General features: G+C 30.1%; 24 protein-coding genes. 16 read left to right on the top strand and 8 right to left on the bottom strand.

Annotated elements, in window-relative coordinates; all coding sequences use genetic code 11:
- Nucleotides 1–21 precede the first annotated feature (21 nt).
- From H9W90_RS05740 to H9W90_RS05725, 4 genes are all read left to right on the top strand, one after another.
- Nucleotides 22–966: a YihY/virulence factor BrkB family protein gene (locus H9W90_RS05740; protein WP_187483497.1), complete on the top strand. Its 945-nt coding sequence runs from the start codon at nucleotides 22–24 to the stop codon at nucleotides 964–966.
- 102 nt (nucleotides 967–1,068) lie between these two features.
- Nucleotides 1,069–2,436: a histidine--tRNA ligase gene (gene hisS, locus H9W90_RS05735; protein WP_187483496.1), complete on the top strand. Its 1,368-nt coding sequence runs from the start codon at nucleotides 1,069–1,071 to the stop codon at nucleotides 2,434–2,436.
- Between the two features lie 109 nt (nucleotides 2,437–2,545).
- A complete protein-coding gene (gene folE / locus H9W90_RS05730) occupies nucleotides 2,546–3,211 on the top strand; it encodes a GTP cyclohydrolase I FolE (RefSeq protein ID WP_437440069.1) in 666 nt (221 codons plus the stop codon).
- A gap of 115 nt (nucleotides 3,212–3,326) precedes the next feature.
- Nucleotides 3,327–4,163, top strand: a complete 837-nt coding sequence (locus H9W90_RS05725; RefSeq protein ID WP_187483494.1) for a sterol desaturase family protein — start codon at nucleotides 3,327–3,329, stop codon at nucleotides 4,161–4,163.
- Between the two features lie 257 nt (nucleotides 4,164–4,420).
- Here H9W90_RS05725 and H9W90_RS05720 read toward each other — a convergent pair whose 3' ends face one another.
- Entirely contained in the window at nucleotides 4,421–5,692 is a 1,272-nt protein-coding gene (locus tag H9W90_RS05720) for an exo-beta-N-acetylmuramidase NamZ family protein (protein ID WP_187483493.1), read from the bottom strand.
- A gap of 4 nt (nucleotides 5,693–5,696) precedes the next feature.
- On the opposite strand from H9W90_RS05720, the gene H9W90_RS05715 reads away from it, so the two are divergent.
- Both H9W90_RS05715 and H9W90_RS05710 read left to right on the top strand, forming a co-directional pair.
- Complete coding sequence (locus tag H9W90_RS05715) at nucleotides 5,697–6,932, top strand: ABC transporter permease (RefSeq protein WP_187483492.1); 1,236 nt, start codon at nucleotides 5,697–5,699, stop codon at nucleotides 6,930–6,932.
- Between the two features lie 261 nt (nucleotides 6,933–7,193).
- Nucleotides 7,194–8,552 (top strand): pyridoxal-phosphate dependent enzyme, encoded by a 1,359-nt coding sequence (locus H9W90_RS05710; protein WP_187483491.1) that lies wholly within the window; start codon nucleotides 7,194–7,196, stop codon nucleotides 8,550–8,552.
- Nucleotides 8,553–8,737: 185 nt separating this feature from the next.
- Here H9W90_RS05710 and lipA read toward each other — a convergent pair whose 3' ends face one another.
- Genes lipA through H9W90_RS05685 form a run of 5 tightly spaced genes read right to left on the bottom strand, consistent with a single transcriptional unit; the run spans nucleotide 8,738 to nucleotide 12,750 of the window.
- On the bottom strand, nucleotides 8,738–9,607 hold the full coding sequence (lipA, locus tag H9W90_RS05705) for a lipoyl synthase (RefSeq protein ID WP_187483490.1): 870 nt from the start codon (nucleotides 9,605–9,607) through the stop codon (nucleotides 8,738–8,740).
- Between the two features lie 40 nt (nucleotides 9,608–9,647).
- On the bottom strand, nucleotides 9,648–10,868 hold the full coding sequence (locus H9W90_RS05700; protein ID WP_187483937.1) for an Nramp family divalent metal transporter: 1,221 nt from the start codon (nucleotides 10,866–10,868) through the stop codon (nucleotides 9,648–9,650).
- Nucleotides 10,869–10,870: 2 nt separating this feature from the next.
- A complete protein-coding gene (locus H9W90_RS05695; protein ID WP_187483489.1) occupies nucleotides 10,871–11,434 on the bottom strand; it encodes an RNA polymerase sigma factor in 564 nt (187 codons plus the stop codon).
- Nucleotides 11,425–12,531: a glycosyltransferase gene (locus H9W90_RS05690; protein WP_187483488.1), complete on the bottom strand. Its 1,107-nt coding sequence runs from the start codon at nucleotides 12,529–12,531 to the stop codon at nucleotides 11,425–11,427. The genes H9W90_RS05695 and H9W90_RS05690 overlap by 10 nt, the downstream gene beginning before the upstream one ends.
- Nucleotides 12,532–12,546: 15 nt before the next feature.
- Nucleotides 12,547–12,750, bottom strand: coding sequence for a membrane or secreted protein (locus tag H9W90_RS05685; RefSeq protein ID WP_187483487.1), 204 nt, complete (start codon nucleotides 12,748–12,750; stop codon nucleotides 12,547–12,549).
- Nucleotides 12,751–12,882: 132 nt separating this feature from the next.
- Here H9W90_RS05685 and aqpZ point away from each other — a divergent pair, with 132 nt between their 5' ends.
- From aqpZ to H9W90_RS05635, 10 genes are all read left to right on the top strand, one after another.
- Nucleotides 12,883–13,569, top strand: coding sequence for an aquaporin Z (aqpZ, locus tag H9W90_RS05680; RefSeq protein WP_187483486.1), 687 nt, complete (start codon nucleotides 12,883–12,885; stop codon nucleotides 13,567–13,569).
- Between the two features lie 15 nt (nucleotides 13,570–13,584).
- On the top strand, nucleotides 13,585–14,229 hold the full coding sequence (locus H9W90_RS05675; protein ID WP_254712530.1) for an RNA polymerase sigma factor: 645 nt from the start codon (nucleotides 13,585–13,587) through the stop codon (nucleotides 14,227–14,229).
- A gap of 60 nt (nucleotides 14,230–14,289) precedes the next feature.
- The gene (locus tag H9W90_RS05670; RefSeq protein ID WP_187483485.1) at nucleotides 14,290–14,604 is read left to right on the top strand and encodes a hypothetical protein; all 315 of its coding nucleotides are present in this window, start codon (nucleotides 14,290–14,292) and stop codon (nucleotides 14,602–14,604) included.
- 5 nt (nucleotides 14,605–14,609) lie between these two features.
- Nucleotides 14,610–15,095: a hypothetical protein gene (locus H9W90_RS05665; protein WP_187483484.1), complete on the top strand. Its 486-nt coding sequence runs from the start codon at nucleotides 14,610–14,612 to the stop codon at nucleotides 15,093–15,095.
- Between the two features lie 161 nt (nucleotides 15,096–15,256).
- Nucleotides 15,257–15,550 carry an EF-hand domain-containing protein gene (locus H9W90_RS05660; protein WP_187483483.1) on the top strand — a complete coding sequence of 98 codons (294 nt, stop codon included), beginning with the start codon at nucleotides 15,257–15,259 and terminating at the stop codon, nucleotides 15,548–15,550.
- A gap of 30 nt (nucleotides 15,551–15,580) precedes the next feature.
- Nucleotides 15,581–16,987 (top strand): CotH kinase family protein, encoded by a 1,407-nt coding sequence (locus tag H9W90_RS05655; RefSeq protein ID WP_187483482.1) that lies wholly within the window; start codon nucleotides 15,581–15,583, stop codon nucleotides 16,985–16,987.
- Between the two features lie 129 nt (nucleotides 16,988–17,116).
- The gene (locus H9W90_RS05650; protein WP_187483481.1) at nucleotides 17,117–17,857 is read left to right on the top strand and encodes a YHYH protein; all 741 of its coding nucleotides are present in this window, start codon (nucleotides 17,117–17,119) and stop codon (nucleotides 17,855–17,857) included.
- A complete protein-coding gene (locus H9W90_RS05645; protein ID WP_187483480.1) occupies nucleotides 17,857–18,468 on the top strand; it encodes a toxin-antitoxin system YwqK family antitoxin in 612 nt (203 codons plus the stop codon). The genes H9W90_RS05650 and H9W90_RS05645 overlap by 1 nt, the downstream gene beginning before the upstream one ends.
- Complete coding sequence (locus H9W90_RS05640) at nucleotides 18,437–19,111, top strand: SCO family protein (RefSeq protein ID WP_187483479.1); 675 nt, start codon at nucleotides 18,437–18,439, stop codon at nucleotides 19,109–19,111. The genes H9W90_RS05645 and H9W90_RS05640 overlap by 32 nt, the downstream gene beginning before the upstream one ends.
- A 6-nt stretch (nucleotides 19,112–19,117) precedes the next feature.
- A complete protein-coding gene (locus tag H9W90_RS05635) occupies nucleotides 19,118–20,179 on the top strand; it encodes a YHYH protein (RefSeq protein ID WP_187483478.1) in 1,062 nt (353 codons plus the stop codon).
- A 61-nt stretch (nucleotides 20,180–20,240) separates the two neighbouring features.
- On the opposite strand, the gene murB is transcribed toward H9W90_RS05635, so the two are convergent.
- Together murB and H9W90_RS05625 are read right to left on the bottom strand one after the other, a co-directional pair.
- Nucleotides 20,241–21,251: a UDP-N-acetylmuramate dehydrogenase gene (gene murB, locus H9W90_RS05630; protein WP_187483477.1), complete on the bottom strand. Its 1,011-nt coding sequence runs from the start codon at nucleotides 21,249–21,251 to the stop codon at nucleotides 20,241–20,243.
- Nucleotides 21,252–22,442, bottom strand: coding sequence for a pyridoxal phosphate-dependent aminotransferase (locus H9W90_RS05625; RefSeq protein WP_187483476.1), 1,191 nt, complete (start codon nucleotides 22,440–22,442; stop codon nucleotides 21,252–21,254).
- Nucleotides 22,443–22,499: the final 57 nt, after the last annotated feature.

Here is a 22,499-nt window from a genome sequence, read left to right as displayed (position 1 = left end):
TCCAAAGGACAAAAGGACTTTATGACAAAAGAAATAGAAGACAAACTTGAAAAAATTCCAATAATCGGAATTCTTGTAAAACTAGGAAAGAAAATTAAAATTCCGGGTTTAGAAGGCATGTCTTTATATGACGTTTTAGAAATGTATTTTATTGGTATTGTTGAAGGTGCATTAACAACTAGAGCTGGTGGAATTGCTTATAGTTTTTTTATGTCAATTTTTCCTTTTTTACTTTTTGTACTTACGCTAATTCCTTTTGTACCCATAGAAGGTGCTCAAGAAGGTTTATTATCTATAATTGCAGATGTTTTACCACCAAAAACTTTTGATGCTGTAGATTCTGTTTTAATAGATATTATTAAAAACCAATATGGAGGTTTGCTTTCTTTTGGTGTAATTGGGTCTATTTTTTTAATGACTAATGGTGTAAATGCCATTTTTGGAGGATTTGAATACTCTTATCATGTTAAAGTGGTTAGAAATGTTTTTAGATCTTATTTTATTGCAATGTTTGTCTCTTTAGTAATTACTGTTTTTTTATTATTAACAGTTATTATTGTTGTTTTCTTCGATTTAATTTTAAAAGATATGGTTTCTTTAAGTTGGATTCAGCACAACATTATTTGGGTGCAATTATTAAGAGGTTTCATATTTATAACAATGATTTTCATTACAGTTTCCATGTTATATCACTTTGGAACAAAAGAAGGAAAGCATTCTCGTTTTTTCTCTCCAGGAGCTGTTTTTACAACAATTTTATCCATTTTAACTTTCTATTTATTTGGTTATTATGTAAATGAATTTGCAAAATATAACGAGCTTTATGGCTCTATAGGTACGCTTTTAATTTTAATGTTATTCATTTGGTTAAATGCTATTATTCTTCTTTTGGGCTTCGAATTAAATGCGTCTATTTATTCTTTAAGAAGACAAAATAAAACCTTTACAACTCCCAAAAAATTATAACTTTTTCACGATATTTGCACGCTCAATTAATAATTTCAAATTATGAATTACGTATGATAATATAAATCACGTAATTCGTAATTCATAATTCATAATTTAAATATGAAACCAAGCATTCCAAAAGGAACCAGAGATTTTTCACCAACAGAAGTTGCTAATCGTACGTATATAATGAATACGATTAAAACTTCTTTTGAAACTTTCGGGTTTCAACCAATTGAAACTCCGAGTTTTGAAAATTCATCAACCTTAATGGGTAAATATGGTGATGAAGGAGATCGTTTGATTTTTAAAATTTTGAATTCAGGAGACTTTCTAAATAAAGCTGATGATAAACTTTTGTCAGAAAAAGATAGCTTAAAAGTAACTTCTCAAATCTCTGAAAAAGCACTTCGTTACGATTTAACAGTACCTTTTGCAAGATACGTTGTACAACATCAAAATGAAATTACGTTTCCTTTTAAAAGATATCAAGTGCAACCAGTTTGGCGAGCAGACAGACCACAAAAAGGACGTTTTAGAGAATTTTTTCAATGTGATGCAGATGTAGTTGGAAGCAAATCTTTGTGGCAAGAAGTTGAATTTATTCAGTTGTATGACACCGTTTTTAGTAAGTTAGGTTTAGAAGGAACGACTATCAAAATCAACAATCGAAAAATATTATCTGGAATTGCAGAAGTTATTGGCGCTCAAGATAAATTAATCGATTTTACAGTTGCTTTAGACAAGTTAGACAAGATTGGTCAAGAGAAAGTCGAACAAGAAATGCTTGATAAAGGAATTACTGAAGAAGCAATTCAAAAAGTGCAACCTTTATTTAGTTTTACAGGTTCTAATATCGATAAATTAGCGTCTTTAGAAAAGATGTTGCAAACTTCTGAAGAAGGTAAAAAAGGAGTAGAAGAATTACGATTTGTAATAAATTCAATTGCTGAATTAGGTTTAAAATCTGCAAGTTTAGAAGTAGATGTTACATTGGCAAGAGGTTTAAACTATTATACAGGTGCAATTTTTGAAGTTTCAGCCCCAAAAGGAGTAAAGATGGGTTCCATTGGTGGAGGAGGAAGATATGACGATTTAACAGGTATCTTTGGTTTAAAAGATGTCTCTGGAGTTGGAATTTCATTCGGATTGGACAGAATCTATTTAGTTTTAGAGGAGTTAGGTTTGTTTAAAACTGTCGACTTACCAAAACCAAAAGTATTGTTCGTCAACTTTGGAGAAGATGAAGCATTGTATTGTATGAAAGCAATTTCTGAATTAAGGAAAAATGACGTGAAATCAGAATTATTCCCAGATTCAGCAAAAATGAAAAAACAAATGAATTACGCTAATAAGCGTGAAATTGAATTTGTTGTTCTTGTTGGTTCTCAAGAGATGGAAAAACAAGAGTTTACATTAAAAAATATGGTTTCTGGAGAACAATCTAAATTGTCTTTAAGCGAATTAGTAAATCAATTAAAAGCATAAGAAATTATAGTTTTATAGTTATAATTGATTCATAATTAGAAATAATAAGTTGCAAACTCGTAAATTTGCACTTTAATAAACGATTGAAATGTTTGAATTGAACAGCAAAATGAATGACGAAAGAATTGAAGAAATAGGAGAGAACCACGTAGCAACTTCTGCGAAAACTCCATTAAGAGCAGATGCTTTTGCTATTTCTGACGAAGAAAAAATTAATAAAATCCAAGAAAGTGTAAAAGATATCTTGCACACTTTAGGAATGGATTTAGAAGATGATAGTATACAAGGAACACCAAAAAGAGTTGCAAAAGCATTTGTAAACGAAATTTTTATGGGGTTGAATCCTGCAAACATGCCAAAAGCATCCACGTTTGATAATAACTACAATTATGGTGAAATGTTGGTGGAAAAAAACATTGTTGTGTATTCTACTTGCGAGCATCATTTATTACCAATTATTGGTAGAGCACATGTTGCTTATATTTCTAATGGAAAAGTAATAGGGCTTTCTAAAATGAACAGAATTGTGGAGTATTTTGCAAAAAGACCACAAGTTCAAGAGCGTTTAACAATGCAAGTTGTACAAGCTATGCAAGAAGCTTTAGGTACAGATGATGTTGCTTGTGTTATAGATGCAAAACATTTATGTGTAAACTCAAGAGGAATAAAAGATATTGAAAGCTCTACTGTAACATCAGAATTTGGTGGGAAGTTTAAAGAGAAAGAAACTAAAAAAGAATTTTTACAATATTTACAAATGGAAACTAATTTTTAAAAGTTTCTGTTTTTAATCATATTCAAAACCGTTTTGAGAATTATTTCAAAACGGTTTTTTTTATTGAAAATTATTTTAATAAGTTTTCACTATTTTAGTAAAAAATATAATCAATTTGGAAACTATTTTTAATTATTTTGAAACAATACCAACTGCCCATAGAAGTCTTATTTTAGTTGGTGGAATTACCTTTTTCTGGTTATTAGAAGGAGCAATTCCATTATTCAAATTCGATTACAAGAAGTGGAAACACGCAGTTCCTAATTTGTTTTTTACATTAACTACTATCATAATTAATTTTGCATTGGCTTTTTTATTATTAAAAACGGCAGATTGGGTGCAAGCAAACAATTTCGGAATTATAAATTGGTTACCAGAAATGCCTTTGTGGTTGTATGTTGTTTTAGGAGTTTTGTTTTTAGATTTCTTTGGTGCGTATTTAGCTCATTATACAGAACACAAAATAAAACCTTTATGGATGGTTCATTTGGTGCATCATTCAGATCATAAAGTTGATACAACCACTGCAAACAGACATCATCCTATAGAAAGTGTTATTCGTTTTGCGTTTACTTTAATAGGAGTTTTTTTAGTGGGAACTCCAATTGCAATTGTGTTTATGTATCAATCTATGTCTTTGGTTTTTACACAATTTACCCACGCAAATATTAAAATGTCGCCAAAAGTAGATAAATTCTTGAGTTATTTTATTGTTTCTCCAGATATGCATAAAGTTCATCATCATAATATGTTGCCTTATACAGATTCTAATTATGGAAATATTTTTTCTATTTGGGACAGAATTTTCGGAACGTATTTAGAATTTGACAGAGAAAAAATTGTCTATGGAGTAGATACTTTCCCTGATGAAGTAAAAAATTCATCTTTAAAAGAGTTGTTAAAACAACCTTTTCAAGGATATAGAAAACCTACTGGAGTTGAGGAAGGTTAGAGTTTTGTCAAATTGCTTAAACTTAAATTTTAGGGTTAATTTTTAAAAAAAAATTAAGAAATCTTTTAACTATTTTGTTAAGAGGAGATATTTTATTGTTTTTAAGAATCAATTCTATTGATTTATCATCAACATAAACTTGTTGAAGAATTTCTCTAACTTTTTTTTCATCATTACGTTTTAAAGCTTTTTTAAAATTGTTCAAATTTCCAGAAAAGTACAATCTTTCGTTAGTGGTCATACCTTTAAAATCATTTCTACTCATAAATCAAATACTTCTCACGAACAATCTTAAACTTCTCCAATCCATTAACCCAACTTGCTCTAATTTCTTCAGCAGACAAACCTTGTTCTAATTGTTTTTGAAGTTTTTTTGTTCCTGCGTGAATTGTAAAAGTTTCTCCAAAGAATTTTTCTGTTTTTGGAGTTTGTTTATAAGCATCCATTAAAAAAGACAAGTCAATTTTTGATAAATGTGGAGTTTTACTTAAATCTACTCCATAACATAATTTTCCTTTATGCTTTGGGTATTTTGCACCCTCATTTGCTTGTGGAGAGTATGAAAAACCAGTTTTCTTAAAAAAAGGAGCTCCATATCTTTGAAACTGAAATTCTGTTCCACGACCAGCATTAATTGTTGTTCCTTCGAAAAAACCTAAACTAGGATATAAGTTGATGCTTTTATCATTTGGTAAATTTGGCGAAGGTTTTATGGCTAAAGAATATTTAGAATTATGCGTATAATTATTATTCGGAATTACTTTTAAATCACATTGTATTCCGTTTTTTAGCCATTTTTCTCCATTAATCATTTGTCCATATTCGCCAATGGTCATTCCATAAACAACAGGAACAGGATGTTTACCAACAAAACTAGTGTGTTCCATTTCTAAAATTGGGCCATCTATATAATGTGCGTTTGGATTTGGTCTGTCTAAAATAATAACTGGAATTCCGTTTTCTGCACAAGCTTCCATTACATAATGCAATGAAGAAATATAAGTGTAAAAACGTGCTCCTACATCTTGAATATCAAAAACCATTACATCAATCCCTTCTAATTGTTTTGCAGACGGTTTTTTACTTTTTCCATAAATAGAGATAATTGGTAAACCTGTTTTGGTATCAACACCATCTTTAATCAATTCTGCAGCATCTGCTTTTCCACGAAAACCATGTTCTGGAGAAAATACTTTTGTTACTGTAATTCCGCCATAATTATGCAAATAATCTACTAAATGATGCATTACCTTTTTAGAACCCATAACATTTGGTGCAACTTCCGATCTTTGTAAAACAGACAAAACTGAAGTCTGGTTGGCTACAATACCAACTTTTTTACCTTTAAGTAAATCGAGGTATAAATTGGTTTGTTCTGCGCCAGTTTTAATTTCTAATGTCTCGTTTTTTGAACTTTGAATTTCCATTTTTGAATCTTGAACCTTTTTCTGGGCACAAGAAATCAGCTGAAAATTCAACAATAGAAATAAGAATAAATATGTACTTTTGAGGTGAATTAATTTTATCATCAATTTGAATTACGAGTTATTTATTGCAAAACGCATTATCGCTGGCAAAAAGTATAAAAATAGCATTTCATCGCCAATAATAAAAATTGCAATCACAGCAATTGCGCTTGGAATTATTATTATGCTCATTGCAGTGGCAACTGCATCTGGTTTGCAAACCAAAATTCGCGATAAAATGGCTGGTTTTAAAGGTCATGTTCAAATTGTGAATTATGATAATAACAATTCAGATGTCTCTACAACGCCTATAAATATTGAACAAGATTTTTATCCTGAATTTAAGAATATACAAGGTGTAAAAAATGTACAAATTTTTGCAAATAAAGGTGGAATTTTAAGAACAGAAACCGATTTTGAAGGTGTAATTTTTAAAGGAGTTTCCTCTGATTACGATTGGTCTTTGTTTAAAGAATACTTGGTAGAAGGGAAGTTACCCGATTTTAATCAAGATAGAACAAGAGATGTTTTATTGTCTGAAACTATTATAAATCGTTTACAATTAAAGTTAAACGACACCATTTTAGCTACTTTTTTAAAAACTGCAACTAGCAAATTACCATCTAATAAAAAATATATAATTACTGGAATTTATAATTCCGGTTTTGCACAGTTTGATAAAAATATGATGATTGGTGACATTAGAGAAGTGCAAAAACTGAATAAATGGACAGAAAATCAAGTTGGTGGTTTTGAAGTTGTTTTAGATAATTTTGATGATATTGCTGAAAAAGGCGAGGAGATTTACAGCGAAATTGGTGCAACTTTAAACAGTAAAACTATTTTAGATTTGTACCCAACAGTGTTCGATTGGATTAAATTATTCGACAACAATGTTTGGTTTATAATCGCAATTATGATTTTAATTGCCGGAATAAACATGATAACTGCGCTGCTCGTTTTAATTTTAGAACGCGTGCAAATGATTGGTATTTTAAAAGCCTTGGGAAGCCACAATTCCAGCATTAGAAAAATATTTTTGTACAATGCTTCTTACCTTATTTTAAAAGGACTTTTCTGGGGGAATATTATTGGGTTATCCATTATTGGGTTTCAGTATTTTTTCGAGATAATTACCTTAAATCCAGAAACGTATTATGTCGCTGTAATGCCAGTTCATATTACTATTGGCGCAATTTTAGCATTAAATATTGGCACGCTTATTTTGTGTTTTTTAATGTTGATTATTCCTTCTTATATTATCACGAAAATAAATCCTTCGAAGTCCATTAAGTTTGCTTAATTTTTGGGCGTTCCCTAAAGGTCGCGCTTTCCATTATATCTTTTTTTCGTATTTCAAAAAAGGATGCCATTGCAATCGCTAACGCAGACAATCTAATAACTTTTGGCATGGAAATTAGCCAATAGACATTTTGCGTTAGCGATTGAATGGCGTGTTTGAGCTCTTTAACACTTCATAAAAAGTGTTAAAAGCGAGTAATGAAAGCGCGACCTTTAGGGAACGCCCAAAAAATGATTTACCTTTGTATTTGAAATTTACGACATGAAATACGCAAAAAATATATTAGAAACCATTGGAAACACGCCTTTGGTTCAATTAAATTCGGTAACAAAAGAGGTAGATGCTTTGGTTTTAGCGAAAGTAGAAACGTTTAACCCAGGAAACTCTGTAAAAGACAGAATGGCTTTAAAAATGATTGAAGACGCAGAAGCTGATGGACGTTTACAACCTGGAGGAACTATTATAGAAGGAACTTCTGGAAACACAGGAATGGGTTTGGCTTTGGCTGCAATTGTAAAAGGTTACAAATGTATTTTTGTAATATCTGACAAGCAATCGAAAGAAAAAATGGACATTTTACGTGCTGTGGGTGCAGAAGTAATCGTGTGTCCAACAAACGTAGAACCAGATGATCCAAGATCTTATTATTCTGTTTCTAAACGTTTGGGAGCAGAAACGCCTAATTCTTGGTATGTGAATCAGTATGACAACCCAAGTAACGCAATTGCACATTATGAGCAAACTGCGCCAGAAATTTGGGAGCAAACGGATGGGAAAATCACTCATTTTGTAGTTGGAGTAGGAACTGGAGGAACAGTTTCTGGTGTTGCTAAATACTTGAAAGAGAAAAATCCAGATATTAAAATTTGGGGAGTAGATACCTATGGTTCTGTTTTTAAAAAATACCATGAAACTGGTATTTTCGACGAGAATGAAATTTATCCATACATAACAGAAGGAATTGGAGAAGATATTTTGCCAAAAAATGTCGATTTTTCTTTAATAGACGGTTTTACAAAAGTAACGGATAAAGATGCTGCTGTTTACACTAGAAAAATTGCCAAAGAAGAAGGAATTTTTGTGGGAAATTCTGCAGGTTCTGCCATCAAAGGATTGTTGCAATTGAAACATCATTTTACAAAAGACGATGTTGTGGTTGTGTTGTTTCACGATCATGGAAGTAGATATGTGGGTAAAATGTTTAATGACGATTGGATGCGTGACAGAGGCTTCTTGGAAGAGGACATTAAAACTGCTGCAGATTTAATTAAAAACCATGATAATGAACCTTTAGTTGCTGCGCAAACAGAAGAATTGGTTTCGCATGCAATTGAAAGAATGCGTGATTATAAAATATCGCAGATTCCTGTAAAAGATATCAATGGTTTTGTAGGTTCTATAGATGAGTCTGTTTTGTTGCATAATTTTATTGCTGATAAAAATATTGCAGATAAACCTATAAAAGATATTATGGGAAAACCTTATCCAATTGTAAAAAAATCTGCAAAATTAGAAGATATTTCTAAATTAATTACAAAAGAAAATAATGCTGTTTTGGTGGATTTAGAAAATGGGAATCATCATATTATTACAAAGTACGATATTATTAGTGCGATGTAAGTATAGCTGATAATTGAAAATAAATTAAAATCAAAAAACCATCTCAAGCGAGATGGTTTTTTTAAATCAACTAATTCAAATAATTTACACAATGAAAGAGGTTTACTACGTCTCTTCAAATTATACTTTGCAATCTGTGTGCCAAAAACTATTTGAAAATATATTTTTTGTTTTTTTTAACATTATTAAATGGCATGTTTATGCGCTTTGTAAGAAGAACGCACTAAAGCACCACTTTCTACATACATAAAGCCCATTTCTAAACCTAATGTTTCGTATTTCTTAAATTGTTCTGGAGTTATAAATTCTTTTACAGGTAAATGCAGTTTACTTGGTTGTAAATACTGACCAATCGTAATAACATCGCAATTTACTGCGCGTAAATCTTTCATTGTTTGTATTACTTCTTCTTCAGTTTCGCCTAGACCTAACATTAAACCAGTTTTGGTTCTCATTCCGTTTTCTTTAAGGTATTTTAAAACACCTAAACTTCTATCGTATTTTGCTTGAATTCTAACTTCACGAGTCAATCTTCTAACAGTTTCCATATTATGAGAAACTACTTCTGGATGCACTTCTATAATTCTGTCTATTTGTTTTGTATTTCCTTGAAAATCTGGAATTAGAGTCTCTAGAGTTGTATTTGGGTTAGCTCTACGAATTGCATCTACAGTTTCTGCCCAAATAATAGAACCACCATCTTTTAAATCGTCTCTATCTACAGAAGTAATTACAGCATGTTTAATGCTCATAATTTTAATTGAACGCGCCACTTTTTCTGGCTCATCCCATTCTACAGTTTCTGGTCTACCTGTTTTTACACCACAAAAACCACAAGAACGCGTACAAATGTTTCCAAGAATCATAAATGTTGCAGTTCCTTCTCCCCAACATTCGCCCATGTTTGGGCAACTTCCACTTGTACAAATAGTGTTTAAACTATACTTGTCAACTAAACCTCTTAGTTCCGTATATTTTTTACCAACAGGTAATTTTACACGTAACCATTTAGGTTTTTTGGTTCTTTCAGGAAGGATTACAGAGTCTACAGCCATTTTCGTTCTTTATTAGAATGCAAATTTACAAAGAAAAGATTTAAATATTCGTTAAAAACCAAATACTAAATCCGACTAAAAAAACAATTCCAACAATACTTAAAATTCTTAAAAAGATTCCTGGTTGATGTTCTTTTGGAGTATGCTTTCCTGTTATTAAAATATAATTGAAAATAGCATAAAAAGGAGCTGTTAAAAAAGATAAAATAGTCGCAACTTTTATCAAGATTCCCATATTGTCCATAAAGTATTTCAAAATTAAAAAAGTACCAGCAAAAAGGAAGATGATCCAAAACCAATAACCATATTTTAATTCTTTATTGAATAACAGTTTTGTTGTTCTATTCATTGCTCTTGGAGAAGCATCTAATGTTGTAATTGTAGTACTAAACATGGTTGTAAAGGCAGCAATTGCAATAAAAATATAAGAAAATTCACCTAAATTCTTAGTGTACAATTTTATTAATTGCGATGCAAAAACGCCACCTTTATTAGAGAATGTTTCACCAGATTTATACATTACTAAAGCACCTAAAAGAACAAAGCAAATCCCTAAAAAGAGTGTTCCTATATAGCCAATATTAAAATCGAAAATTGCATCTTTTGGTTTTGTTTTTATAACAGTTGTTTTGTCTTTTTCTACAGACCAAATAGAATGCCAAATGGAAACATCTAAAGGAGCTGGCATCCAACCTAAAAATGCTATTAAAAAAGTAATTTCCACAGTTCCTGAAGGTAGAATTTGTGTAACATCAAAAGCATCTTTGGTGCTAAACAGTGCCATTAAAACTGCGATTATTGTACTAATTGTTAAGATAACAATAATATATTTCATTAAATTATCTAACAATTTGTATTTCCCGACAACCAAAAAAATCAAACTAACAAATAGTAGAATTGTAGACCATAAAACCAAATCATTTGTAATACCAAATAATTGTGAAGCCAAACCTGCAGTTACAATTGTTACAGCAGCTTGTATAGTAAACATGGTAGCAAAATTAATAATGTAATAAGCGATTAACACGCCTTTTCCTAGTTTTCTGTAACCATCTAACAAAGTTTCTCCTGTTGCTGCTGCATAACGTGGACCAAATTGAAAAAATGGATATTTAAAAAGATGTACCAATAACAAAGCCCACAACAACCCAAAACCAAATTCTGCGCCTGCTTTTGTAGATTGTACCAAATGAGAAACTCCAATTGCTGCACCTGCAAATAATAAACCCGGTCCTATTGATTGTAAAAAGGATTTTTTCATCATTAAGACTCCTTAATTATCTCTGCCAATAATTTTTTAGCACGTAAAAGTTTTACTTTTACATTATTCATTGGTTCGTTAATATGTTCAGAAATTTCTTTGTAACTCAATTCTTGAAAGTAGCGTAACTGAATAACTTCTTGGTATTTAGGTTTTAATTGTTTAATATCTCTCAACAATTTTGCTAAATTTTGTTCTCGAATAATTTTGTCTTCTGGAGTTGGGTTTTCATCAACCACCAAATAAATTTTGTCTTCTTGTTCTTTGGTTGTTTCAACAGAAATAGAACTGTTTTTCTTTCGAAGTAAATCTATATGAACATTTTTAGAAATGGTAATTAACCAAGTTTTAAAAACATAGGTGTCATTAAAAGTATTTATTTTATCAAACGCTTTAGAAAAAGTCTGAATCGTAATATCTTCAGCATCATTCTCGCTATTTGTACGTTTTAATTGATAATTATAAACATCTCCCCAAAAAGAATTCAACAAAAAAAGAAAAGCAGATTGGCTACCGTTTTTTGCTTTCGAGATATTTATATCAAGTTTTTTATTGTCTATTTCCAATGATTGGGTTTTGAAATCAAATTAGTGATAAATATACTAAATTGAAACAATAACAAGCCAATTTCTAAAAAAGGTAGTAAAAAGATAATTTGTGGTTCTTTTAATTTTTTTGCTGAAAAGCCAATAACTAAAAACTGAATTAGATAATAACCCAACACAATCGATAGTATAATTTCCCAAGGATAAAAGAAAAATAGGGCAGTTGCCAAAACAAAAAATAATACTTTAGAAATAAAGAATAAGGCTAAAAAGAATTTGTGTTGAAGTTTATAATGATTCGCTGTTGAAATATGTCTTCTTTTTTGACGAAACCATTCTTTAAAAGATTTGGGAGCCTTCGAAATTGTAAAACTATTTTTTGAAGTACAAATAATTGTATTCTCTTTATTTGCTGCATCTTTAATAAATAAATCGTCATCACCAGATCTAATATGCATATGGTTTATAAAACCTTTAACATTAAAAAACTCCTCTTTCTTATAAGCTAAATTTCTACCAACTGCCATATAAGGAGAACCCAGTTTTGCATAACTAAAATACTGTATTGCAGTTAACAAAGTTTCAAAACGGACAAATAAATTCACTAAAAATTTTTCTTTCTTATATTTACCATAACCCAAAATAATAGATTTTTCTTGAGAGAAATTTTTACTCATTTCAGCAATCCAATTTTTAGAAATAGGTTTACAATCGGCGTCTGTAAATAATAAATGTTCGTTTTTTGCAGCTTTTATTCCTAAAGTAAGTGCGTATTTTTTATTCCCCCAAAAAGCTTCAATATTTTCTACATTAATAATTTTAATGTTCGAATTTTGGGATTGAAAAGCTTCCATAATTTCTAAAGTTTCGTCTGAAGAAGCATCGTTTATTAGAACAATTTCAAAATCTGAATAATTTTGTTCAATAATGTAGGGAAGAAATTTTTGTAAGTTTTCAGCTTCGTTTTTAGCACAAATAATTACAGAAATAGGAATTTCTTTCACTAATTTTTTTTTCTGTTTTTTATCAGTAAAAAGAAATGAGGTAAAAGCAAGATAATAAATAATTTGTATGCCTGCAAAAACTACAAATGCGTAGAAAAGTACAGTTAAAATCATGAAAAGGATAGGAAATTAATTGTGTTGTGGTTCGTTACAATCTGCATATTGTTCTGGAGTTTTTCCACAAAAACCACAATTCTCACCTTCTGTATTTATCATTGGGTTTTGGCTTGCACAAGTTCCTGCAAATTTACCATCTTTTTTTGCCCAAATCTTAATAGCGATTCCTGCAACACCAAGGCCTAATAATACTAAAGTAATAAGTAACAGTTTCATAAGTAATAATTGTAATACAAAGATACATATTCTAATTGTACTCTAAAAAATATGAACGTTATTTTTAAATGTGACTTTTATTATATTTATGGTTCATATTTATAATCAATTAATTAAACACTTTATAACATTATGAAAAAATATTTCGCCGAATTATTCGGAACCTTTTGGTTAGTATTTGGAGGATGTGGTAGCGCCATTTTTGCTGCTGGTTATCCTGAATTAGGAATCGGATTTGTGGGAGTTTCTCTTGCTTTTGGTTTAACAGTTTTAACTATGGCTTATGCTGTTGGGCACGTTTCTGGAGCACATTTTAATCCCGCAGTTTCTATTGGACTTTGGGCTGGTGGGAAATTTGAAGCAAAGGAATTAATTCCATACATTATTTCGCAATTAGCTGGGGCAATATTAGCGGCAAGTGCATTGTATTTTATTGTTTCTGGTAAAGCAGATTTTGAATCTATTGGAGGTTTTGCGGCAAATGGTTATGGCGAGTTATCACCGGGAAAGTATTCTATGCAATCTGCATTTTTAGCAGAATTCCTTTTAACAATGTTCTTTTTGCTAATTATTTTAGGAAGTACGTACCCAAAAGCACCTAAAGGTTTTGCAGGAATCGCAATTGGTTTAGCGTTAACTTTAATTCATTTAATTAGTATTCCAATTACAAATACTTCAGTAAATCCTGCTCGTTCTATGAGTCAGGCAATTTTTGCAGGCGGAGAATATTTAACACAATCTTGGTTGTTTTGGTTAGCGCCTATTGCTGGAGCTATAGTTGCAGGTTTAATTCATAAAGCGTTATTTAGTAAAGACTAAACGATATTTTAATATATGGTAAAACCAGATATACTTTTGTTTATCTGGTTTTTTTGTATGTTTACTTTTTTAGAAACTAATTTGGAAGAACAAGATTTTATAAAGCTACTTATTAATGGCAATCAAACTGCATTTAGTCAACTTATTGACGAATTTCAGCAGAAGGTTTTTGGCACTTGTATTTCTTTTGTACCCAATAAAGAAGATGCAGAAGATATTGTACAAGAAGTTTTTCTAGAAGTTTTTAAATCGATTTCTAAATTTAAAGGAGATTCTAAATTATCTACTTGGATTTATAAAATTGCCACCAATAAATGTTTGGAATTTATCAGAAAGAAGAATTCCAAAAAACGTTTTGCTTTTATGCAAACTATTTTAGGAAATGAAATTCCTGTAGATAAAACCAGCTATTTTACAGAAATTAATCATCCAGGAATTATTTTAGAGAATAAAGAAAAATCTGATATTATTTTTAAAGTGATAAATACGTTGCCAGAAAACCAAAGAGTTGTTTTTACTTTGGCAAAAATAGATGGTAAAAGCTATCAAGAAATTGTTGAAATTACAGGTAAAAGTTTATCATCTGTAGAATCTATAATGTTTAGAGCAAAGAAAACATTACAAGAAAAATTAGAAAATTTTTATAAATCAGAAAATTAGTGCAAGTTTTTTAAAAGACTTGCATCTAAATACATATGTTAGTTCGTAAAATTAAATTAAATGGAAAATAAAGAACACATAAAAAAGAAGGTTGAAGATACATTTAATGTTTTAGAAGACATCAATAAGGTAGAAGTAAACCCTTTTTTGAAACATAAAATATTACAAAAGTTAAATAATGTTGAAGAAAAGAAAATAGCAATTAATTGGTTTACGCCACAATTACAATTGGCAGCTTTTGTAATTGTATTGCTTATGAATACAAGTGCAATTTATTATGCTTTTAATAGTACTGAAGTAACAACAACTTCCGATATTAATAGTTTTGCGCAAGAATATTCTTTACAAGAAACGTCTAATTCACTTTTAAATTAAAAGAAATGAAAACAAAATTACTACCAATTCTTTTAGGTCTTTTACTAATTATGAATGGAGTTTTAATCTTTCTATTGATTAAGAAACCGCATGAAAACAGAAGACCAAATCCTAATAGAACTTTTTTAACGGAACAATTACAGTTTTCGAAAAATCAGAAAGAAGAATTTAGAAGTTTAGATAAAACACATAGAGGTTTTATGCAAGAAATAGATAGAGAAATAAGACAAGAAAAAGATGAATTATTTAGTTCTTATTCTGATAAAAATATAAATCCAGAAAAAAACATTATTAAAATAGGAACTTTAGAAGCTAAAAAGGAAGCAGAAATACATCGTTTTTTCTCTGCTGTTAGAAAATTATGCAAAGAAGATCAAGTAGATATGTTCGATAAAATTATTAAACAAGCATTAAAAGGAGGAGAAAGAAGACAGCCAAATGATGGTAGAATGCCTCCACCAAGAGATGGAAAAGGTCATCCACCAAGATAATTTTAATATTTAAAACTCATTAAAAAATAACCTTATTTCTTCACAGAAATAGGGTTTTTTGTTAAAGTAAAGTTAAAGGAGATTTTATGAAACAAGTTTTTTTAAAAGCTTGCATCTAAACTCTTATAAACTAAAAAACAATTTTAAAAAATAAATTATTTATGAAACGTAACACAATTATTTTAGGAGCATTAATAGTTGTATCAAGTATAATTATTTCTTGCAAATCATCAGAAGAAACTTCAAAAGGAAAAAGAGGCGGAGAAAGAAAAAGTATCTCTGCAATCTTTTCAGAAATGGACGCAAATAAGGATGGAAAATTATCTAAAAACGAAGCAAAAGGACCTTTAGCTAAAGATTTCTCTAAAATTGACACTAATAATGATGGTTTCATTTCTAAAGAAGAATTAGAAAATGCACCAAAACCAGAAAGAAATAGAAGACCAAGAAACTAAAAATAGATGTATCAACTAAAAATAAACACAATGAAAAATTTAAAAAAAATATTATTTTCAACATTCATAATACTAATTATATTTTCATGTTCTAAAGATGAAGTTACTGATGAAGTAATAGAAGATGAAGAAGTAATTGTAATTGACGACACAGATTTCGAAGCAACAGATTGGACAACAGAAACGCATAGTAAGGATGCTGATCCTAATTTCGATGAAGTTTTCGAAGACAATGCAGTAAAAAGGTTAGATTTAGTAATTACTGCAGCTCGTTGGCAAAGTATGTTAGATGATATGACTGCAACTTATGGATCTTTTGGTTCTGGTGGAGGACAAGGAGGATTAGTAGATTCTGATGAAAACCCAATTTTTGTTCCTGGAGAAGTTTATTATAATGGAAAACAGTGGTACAGAGTTGGTTTGCGTTTTAAAGGAAACTCAAGTCTACAATCGAGTTGGAAAAGTGGAATTTTAAAATTATCATTCAAATTAGATTTCGACGAATTTGAAGATGATTATCCGCAAATTAAAAATCAGCGTTTTTACGGATTTAAGAAATTAAGTTTAAAAAATAACTATGAAGATAGTTCTATGTTAAGAGAAAAAGTAGCTACAGATGTATTTAGAAATGCAGGTTTAGCCGCTTCTCACACTGCTTTTTATACAGTTTATGTAGATCATGGAGATGGACCAAAATATTTCGGATTATATACTTTAGTGGAAGAAGTAGATGATACTGTTATAGACACACAATTTTCTGATGATAATGGAAATTTATACAAGCCAGATGGAGATGCCGCAAGTTTTGCAGCAGGAACTTTCAATGAAAGTGAATATGAAAAGAAAACAAATGAAGATGAAGCAGATTTTATGGATGTTTCTAATTTGTTATCGGTTTTACATGATGGTACAAGAACTACAGACACTGCAACATGGCGAACAAATTTAGAAGAAGTTTTAGATACAGATGTTTTTCTAAAATATTTAGCTGTAAATACAGTTATACAAAATTGGGATACTTATGGAAGAATGACACATAATTATTTCTTGTATAATAACCCTGATACCAATAAATTAACTTGGATTCCTTGGGATAATAATGAAGCGCTACAAACAGGTAAACAAGGAGGTTCTCATGCTTTAAATTTCTCTGGATTAAATGCAAGTCAGTGGCCATTAATTGGTTATTTGTACCAAGATGAAGTTTACAAAGAAAAATATGATGCCTACGTAAAAGAAACAATTGAAGGCGCATTTAATGAAACTACAATACAATCTTTATATACTTCTTATGCAGCATTAATTGAATCTGCTGCAACATCAGAAGTTGCTGGTTATACATTTTTAAGAAATAGTTCAGACTTTCAAACGGCTGTAAATCAGTTAAAGTCTCATGTTTCGTCAAGAAAAACAGCAGCAGAAGATTATTTAAAATAAAATTTGAATTTGGTTAGTTGATTGAAAGCTTCGTGAGAAATTGCGGAGCTTTTTTAAAAAAAATAAAACCAGCGCAAGTTTTTTTTACTTATTGCATCTAAATTAATAACAAACATAATTTAACTTATAATGAAAAAATCAATTTTAAAATTATCACTACTAACTTTATTATTTATAACAATTACAGTAGGCTGTAGTTCATCTTCAAGTGTTGAAGAGGAAGTAATTGTTACAGGAACTTTACATGAAGCTTTTGCAGATTTTAATTCAAATGCCGTAGAAATTTATTTAGACGGAAATGATGTTGTAATAGAAACTACAGGTTTGCCAAATCATGAAACTGTGTATTGGGGTTCTGGAAATAGTTTATATAGAGATGAACCAAATGTGGCTTTAACTCCAACAGAAATAAATGATAATAATAACGCCACAACAATTCGTGTAGATGCCACTCCAGATTTAACAGGCGCTACAGTTTCCACTCAATTAAATACAATTGGTATTGCTGTAAGTGGTGCTTCAATTTTTAATGACCAAGAAGGAAATGGAGCTTTAGATCAAGCTGCTGCAAGTTTAGATTGGACAGGAGCTCATATTGGTCCAGGAGTTTACCATTATCATTTAGAACCAAAAGCGTTTACAAATGACGATGATAATTTAGTTGGTATTCTTTTAGACGGTGTTTTTATTTATGGAAGAAAATGTAACTCAACAGGAACCTATCCAACAGATTTAGATAGTTCTGGGGGGCATTCTACAGAAACACAACATAGTGAAGGTAAAGTAGAATATCATTATCATATTAAGAACGAATTATACTCAACTACAGGTTCTTATGTAGTTTTTGAAGGTCCTTATCAAGGTTATTAATGAAAAATCAGCTACTATTTTTCTTATTGATTTCTTCTTTTTTAAGTTGTAAGACACAAGTTGAAAAAGAAGAGATAAATAGTATTTCAGAAATAATAATTGATACTGTTGAAGTCGATAAGAAAGATTTAAAACTAAATCAATTAGAAGGAAAATGGTACTATAAAAATGAACCTTTTAATGGTTTTGCAGTTACTTTTCATAATAATGGAAAGTTGGAAAACAAAATAGGTTATCATAAAGGAAAAAAAGAAGGCATAGCAAAGAAATGGTATAATGATGGTACGTTAAGAATTGAATCTTTTTATCATCAAAATAGAAAAGTAAATACCTATAAAACTTGGTGGTCTAATGGAATTTTACAATCAGAAGCTTTTTATGTGAATGGTTTTGTAGAAGGAATTGAAAGAAAATGGTTTAGAAATGGTCAATTATCTAAAGAAAGAACTTTAGAGAAAGGACAAGAGAAAGGTATGCAAAAAGCATGGCTACAAAACGGAAAGATTTATGTGAATTATGAAGCCAAAAATGGAAGAAAATTTGGCTTACAAAGAGCAAATTTATGTTATCAATTAAAAGATGAAAAAATTGAAGAAGCTAAAAGAAATTAGTTTCATTTTTATAACAGTTTTATTATTTAACTGTAATAATTCTGCAACTAAAAAAGAGAAAGTTACAAGTAGAGTAGATGCTTTGCCTTATTTTAATGAAGCATCTTTTACTCCAAAATGGTTAGATTCTAATAGTAAAGATTTAAAATCATTTCATAAAATTCCAGATTTTAGTTTAACCAACCAAAATGGAGTAACGATTACTCAAAAAACATTTGAAAATAAAATTTATGTAACCGATTTTTTCTTTACAACTTGTCCTGGAATTTGTCCAAAAATGACTTCGAATATGGATTTGGTTCAACAAGAATTTATAAATGATGATGAAGTTTTAATGCTTTCACATTCAGTAACACCAAGTATAGATTCTGTAGCGAAACTAAAAAAATATGCTATAGATAAAAATATTCAAAAGAATTGGCATTTGGTTACAGGTGATAAAAAAGAAATTTACGATTTGGGTAGAGAATCTTATTTTGTAGAAGAAGATTTGGGAGAACCAAAAGGTTTAGATGATTTTTTGCACACAGAGAATTTTATTTTAGTTGATAAAAATAAACACATTAGAGGTATTTATAACGGTTTAAATAAAAATTCTGTAATTCAATTAATTGCAGATATAAAAACTTTAAAAAAGGAATAGAATAAAATGATAAATAGAATTTTAACCATAGCAATCTTTGGTCTTTTATGCACAAGTTGTAAAAGCAACAGTCATTCTCATACACATTCAGAAGAAACAACAAACCACGCTCATAAAAAAGAAGGTTACTTTGGTTCTTACAGTTTAGAAGATAAAAATTTTGGCACAAAAACAATTGTAACAGTTACAGATACTGAAAGAAAAATAGTTACAAATGCCTTACCAAATCATAAAACAGGTGAGTTTCCAAGAAAAGGAAATCCGAATACAATTTCAGCACAAAAAAGAACGTATTTATTACCAGTAAATCCAAAATACACTGGAAAACCAACTTGGGTTAGAGAACCAGGAGTTGCTTTAAATGGCGTGAAATTTGAACCTGGAACTGCGGAAGTTGTAGTTTGTGAAACTGGCGAAAACTACAGAGTAGAAGCTTTTCAAGATATAATAGATTTAGGTTTAGATTTTAACAATGCACATGTGCAACCAACAGGAGCGTATCATTATCATGGAACTCCAACTGAAGTTATTACCAAGTTCGATTCCGGTAAAGATTTGGTTCATATTGGTTTTGCAAACGATGGTTTTCCTATTTATTATTCTAAAAGTAGTGCTTATAAACCGAGTTATAAATTGTTAGACGGAAATCGTGAAGGTGAAGATTGTACTTACACAAATCCGAAGCAAACATTAGATATTTCTGTAGGTGGACATCATGATGGTTCTTATGGTTCAGATTTTGAATATGTTGCTAATTCAGGCGATTTAGATGAATGTAATGGAATTACAGTCGATGGAAAATACATGTACATTGTTACCAATGAATTTCCTTATGTAAGTCGTTGTTTAATGGGAGAAGTTACTCAAGAGGAAAGAAGAGGTGGAGGAGAAAGAAGAGGAGATTTAATGGCGCAAATGGATACAAATAAAGATGGGAAATTATCTAAAAGTGAAATAAAAGGACCTTTAAAAGAACAATTTTCTAAAATTGATTTAAATGCTGATGGTTTTATTTCGAAAGAAGAATTACAAAAAGTAACAAGAACAAATAGAGGAATTAGAAGATAATAAATTGAGTTTGATTTAAATTAAGTAAAAGTCTCGTTAAATATATTTTGATGAGACTTTTTTATGCGATTACATTTACTTCAATTTCCAAAGAAATTTTAAATTTCTCTAAAACTGTTTTTTGAATTTTTTTAGCAAGTGCGTAAATTTCTTCCCCAGAAGCATTTCCATAATTTACTAAAACTAAGGCTTGTTTTTCGTGAACACCAGCATCACCAAAACGTTTTCCTTTAAATCCACTTTGTTCTACCAACCAACCAGCAGGGACTTTAATTTCAGTTTCAGAAACTGTGTAACTTGGTACATTTGGGTTTTGTTTCTGAAGCTCTAAAAATTGTTCTTTAGAAATCACAGGGTTTTTAAAGAAACTACCACTATTTCCAATTTCTTTTGGGTCTGGAAGTTTAGATTTTCTGATGGTGATTACAGCATCAGAAATGTTTTTTAAAGTCGGTTTTGTAATATTTTTTGAAGCTAATTCAGTTTCAATAGCTCCATAAGAAGTATTTAATTGATGCTTTTGTTTTGTCAATTTAAAACTAACCGCAGTTAAAATTACTTTCCCTTTTAATTCATTTTTAAAAATTGAATTTCGATATCCAAATTGGCAATCTTCATTCGAAAAAGTAACTCGTTTACCAGTTTCAATTTCAATCGCTTCAACTTTGGTAATTGTATCTTTTACTTCAACTCCATAAGCACCAATATTCTGAATAGGACAAGTACCAACATTACCAGGAATTAAAGATAAATTCTCGATTCCGCCATAATTTTCAGCAATACAAAAAAGGACAAAATCGTGCCAGTTTTCACCAGCATTTACAGTAATATAGACAAAATTATCATCTTCATTATCAATAGAAATCCCTTTCATATCAATATGAACAACCAACTTTTCAATATCTTTTGTCAATAACATATTACTTCCGCCAGAAATTAAGAAAAGGTTTTTTTCAACTTTTAACAATTGCTGTAAATCGTAATAAGAAGTAATAGAAACAAAACGTTTGGCATTTGTAGAAATACCAAACGTGTTGTAATTTTTAAGCGATATGTTTTGTTGAATTTTCAACTAATTAGGATATTGTTTTAAAGCTTCTGCTAAAATTTCAACTGAACGTTTTAAATCGTTTTCATTTAAAACATACGCCATTCTAATTTGGTTTTTTCCTTCACCAGGAGTAGAATAAAATCCACTTGCAGGAGCAACCATAACTGTTTCGTTATTCAAATTAAAATCTTCTAATAACCATTGTGCAAAAGCATCAGAATCTTTAACGGGTAATTCTGCTACACAATAAAAAGCACCTTTTGGGTTGGCAACTTTTACGCCGTCAATTTTTTTCAATTCAGCAATTAATGTATTTCTTCGAGAAACATATTCCTCGATAACATCGTCGAAATAAGATTGTGGTGTGTCTAAAGCTGCTTCACTTGCAATTAATGCATACGTTGGTGGACTTAAACGTGCTTGTGCAAATTTAATAGCCGTTTTTACAAAAGTTACATTTTTAGAAACAATACAACCAATTCTTGCACCACACATACTGTAACGTTTAGAAACAGAATCGATAACAATTGCATGTTGGTCTAAACCTTCTAAAGATAAAACGGAAGTATGTTTTAAGCCATCGTAAGCAAATTCTCTATACACTTCATCAGCAATTAAATAAAGGTCGTGTTTTAAAACAATCTTTTTTAATTTTTCGATTTCCTCTTCAGAATATAAATATCCTGTTGGGTTTCCTGGATTACAAATTAAAATTGCTTTGGTTTTATTGGTAATTAACTTTTCGAAATCTTCAATTTTTGGTAAGGCAAAATTATCTTCAATTTTAGAAATTACAGGAACTACTGTTACACCAGAAGCTGTAGAAAAACCATTATAGTTTGCATAAAATGGTTCCGGAATAATAATTTCGTCTCCTGGATCTGTAATACTTCCAATCGTGAAAAGTAATGCTTCAGAACCACCAGTAGTTACAATAATATTATCTGCAGTTACTGGAATGTTATTATTAACATAATACCTCGCTAATTTGGTTCTGTATTCTTCCGAACCTTCAGAACGTGCATATGAAAGTGTTTCTATGGTATTGTTTTTAACAGCATCTAAAGCTACTTGTGGTGTTTTAATATCTGGCTGACCAATATTTAAATGAAAAACTTTTACTCCTCTTTTTTTAGCATCTTCTGCATATGGCACCAATTTTCTAATTGGTGACTCTGGCATTTGTATTCCTTTTTTAGATATTGATGGCATATTATTTTTTTTCAAAATTTAACTATGCAAATTTGCAAAAATAATTCCACATCTTTA

The organism is Polaribacter pectinis, assembly GCF_014352875.1.
GTDB lineage: Bacteria > Bacteroidota > Bacteroidia > Flavobacteriales > Flavobacteriaceae > Polaribacter > Polaribacter pectinis.
The sequence above is the reverse complement of the archived record's forward strand: the minus strand, read 5'-3'. Positions and strand labels throughout refer to the sequence as shown.

Bases quoted from the DNA above. Each gene is read 5' to 3' on its own strand.
- H9W90_RS05700 (WP_187483937.1), bottom strand. From the start codon at position 10,868: ATGAAAAAATCCTTTTTACAATCAATAGGACCGGGTTTATTATTTGCA.
- H9W90_RS05655 (WP_187483482.1), top strand. From the start codon at position 15,581: ATGAAAAATTTAAAAAAAATATTATTTTCAACATTCATAATACTAATT.
- H9W90_RS05710 (WP_187483491.1), top strand. From the start codon at position 7,194: ATGAAATACGCAAAAAATATATTAGAAACCATTGGAAACACGCCTTTG.
- H9W90_RS05675 (WP_254712530.1), top strand. From the start codon at position 13,585: ATGGTAAAACCAGATATACTTTTGTTTATCTGGTTTTTTTGTATGTTT.
- H9W90_RS05640 (WP_187483479.1), top strand. From the start codon at position 18,437: ATGAAAAAATTGAAGAAGCTAAAAGAAATTAGTTTCATTTTTATAACA.
- H9W90_RS05625 (WP_187483476.1), bottom strand. From the start codon at position 22,442: ATGCCATCAATATCTAAAAAAGGAATACAAATGCCAGAGTCACCAATT.
- lipA (WP_187483490.1), bottom strand. From the start codon at position 9,607: ATGGCTGTAGACTCTGTAATCCTTCCTGAAAGAACCAAAAAACCTAAA.
- folE (WP_437440069.1), top strand. From the start codon at position 2,546: ATGAATGACGAAAGAATTGAAGAAATAGGAGAGAACCACGTAGCAACT.
- H9W90_RS05635 (WP_187483478.1), top strand. From the start codon at position 19,118: ATGATAAATAGAATTTTAACCATAGCAATCTTTGGTCTTTTATGCACA.
- H9W90_RS05685 (WP_187483487.1), bottom strand. From the start codon at position 12,750: ATGAAACTGTTACTTATTACTTTAGTATTATTAGGCCTTGGTGTTGCA.
- aqpZ (WP_187483486.1), top strand. From the start codon at position 12,883: ATGAAAAAATATTTCGCCGAATTATTCGGAACCTTTTGGTTAGTATTT.
- H9W90_RS05650 (WP_187483481.1), top strand. From the start codon at position 17,117: ATGAAAAAATCAATTTTAAAATTATCACTACTAACTTTATTATTTATA.
- H9W90_RS05740 (WP_187483497.1), top strand. From the start codon at position 22: ATGACAAAAGAAATAGAAGACAAACTTGAAAAAATTCCAATAATCGGA.
- H9W90_RS05660 (WP_187483483.1), top strand. From the start codon at position 15,257: ATGAAACGTAACACAATTATTTTAGGAGCATTAATAGTTGTATCAAGT.
- H9W90_RS05670 (WP_187483485.1), top strand. From the start codon at position 14,290: ATGGAAAATAAAGAACACATAAAAAAGAAGGTTGAAGATACATTTAAT.
- H9W90_RS05665 (WP_187483484.1), top strand. From the start codon at position 14,610: ATGAAAACAAAATTACTACCAATTCTTTTAGGTCTTTTACTAATTATG.
- hisS (WP_187483496.1), top strand. From the start codon at position 1,069: ATGAAACCAAGCATTCCAAAAGGAACCAGAGATTTTTCACCAACAGAA.
- H9W90_RS05720 (WP_187483493.1), bottom strand. From the start codon at position 5,692: ATGATAAAATTAATTCACCTCAAAAGTACATATTTATTCTTATTTCTA.
- H9W90_RS05690 (WP_187483488.1), bottom strand. From the start codon at position 12,531: ATGATTTTAACTGTACTTTTCTACGCATTTGTAGTTTTTGCAGGCATA.
- H9W90_RS05645 (WP_187483480.1), top strand. From the start codon at position 17,857: ATGAAAAATCAGCTACTATTTTTCTTATTGATTTCTTCTTTTTTAAGT.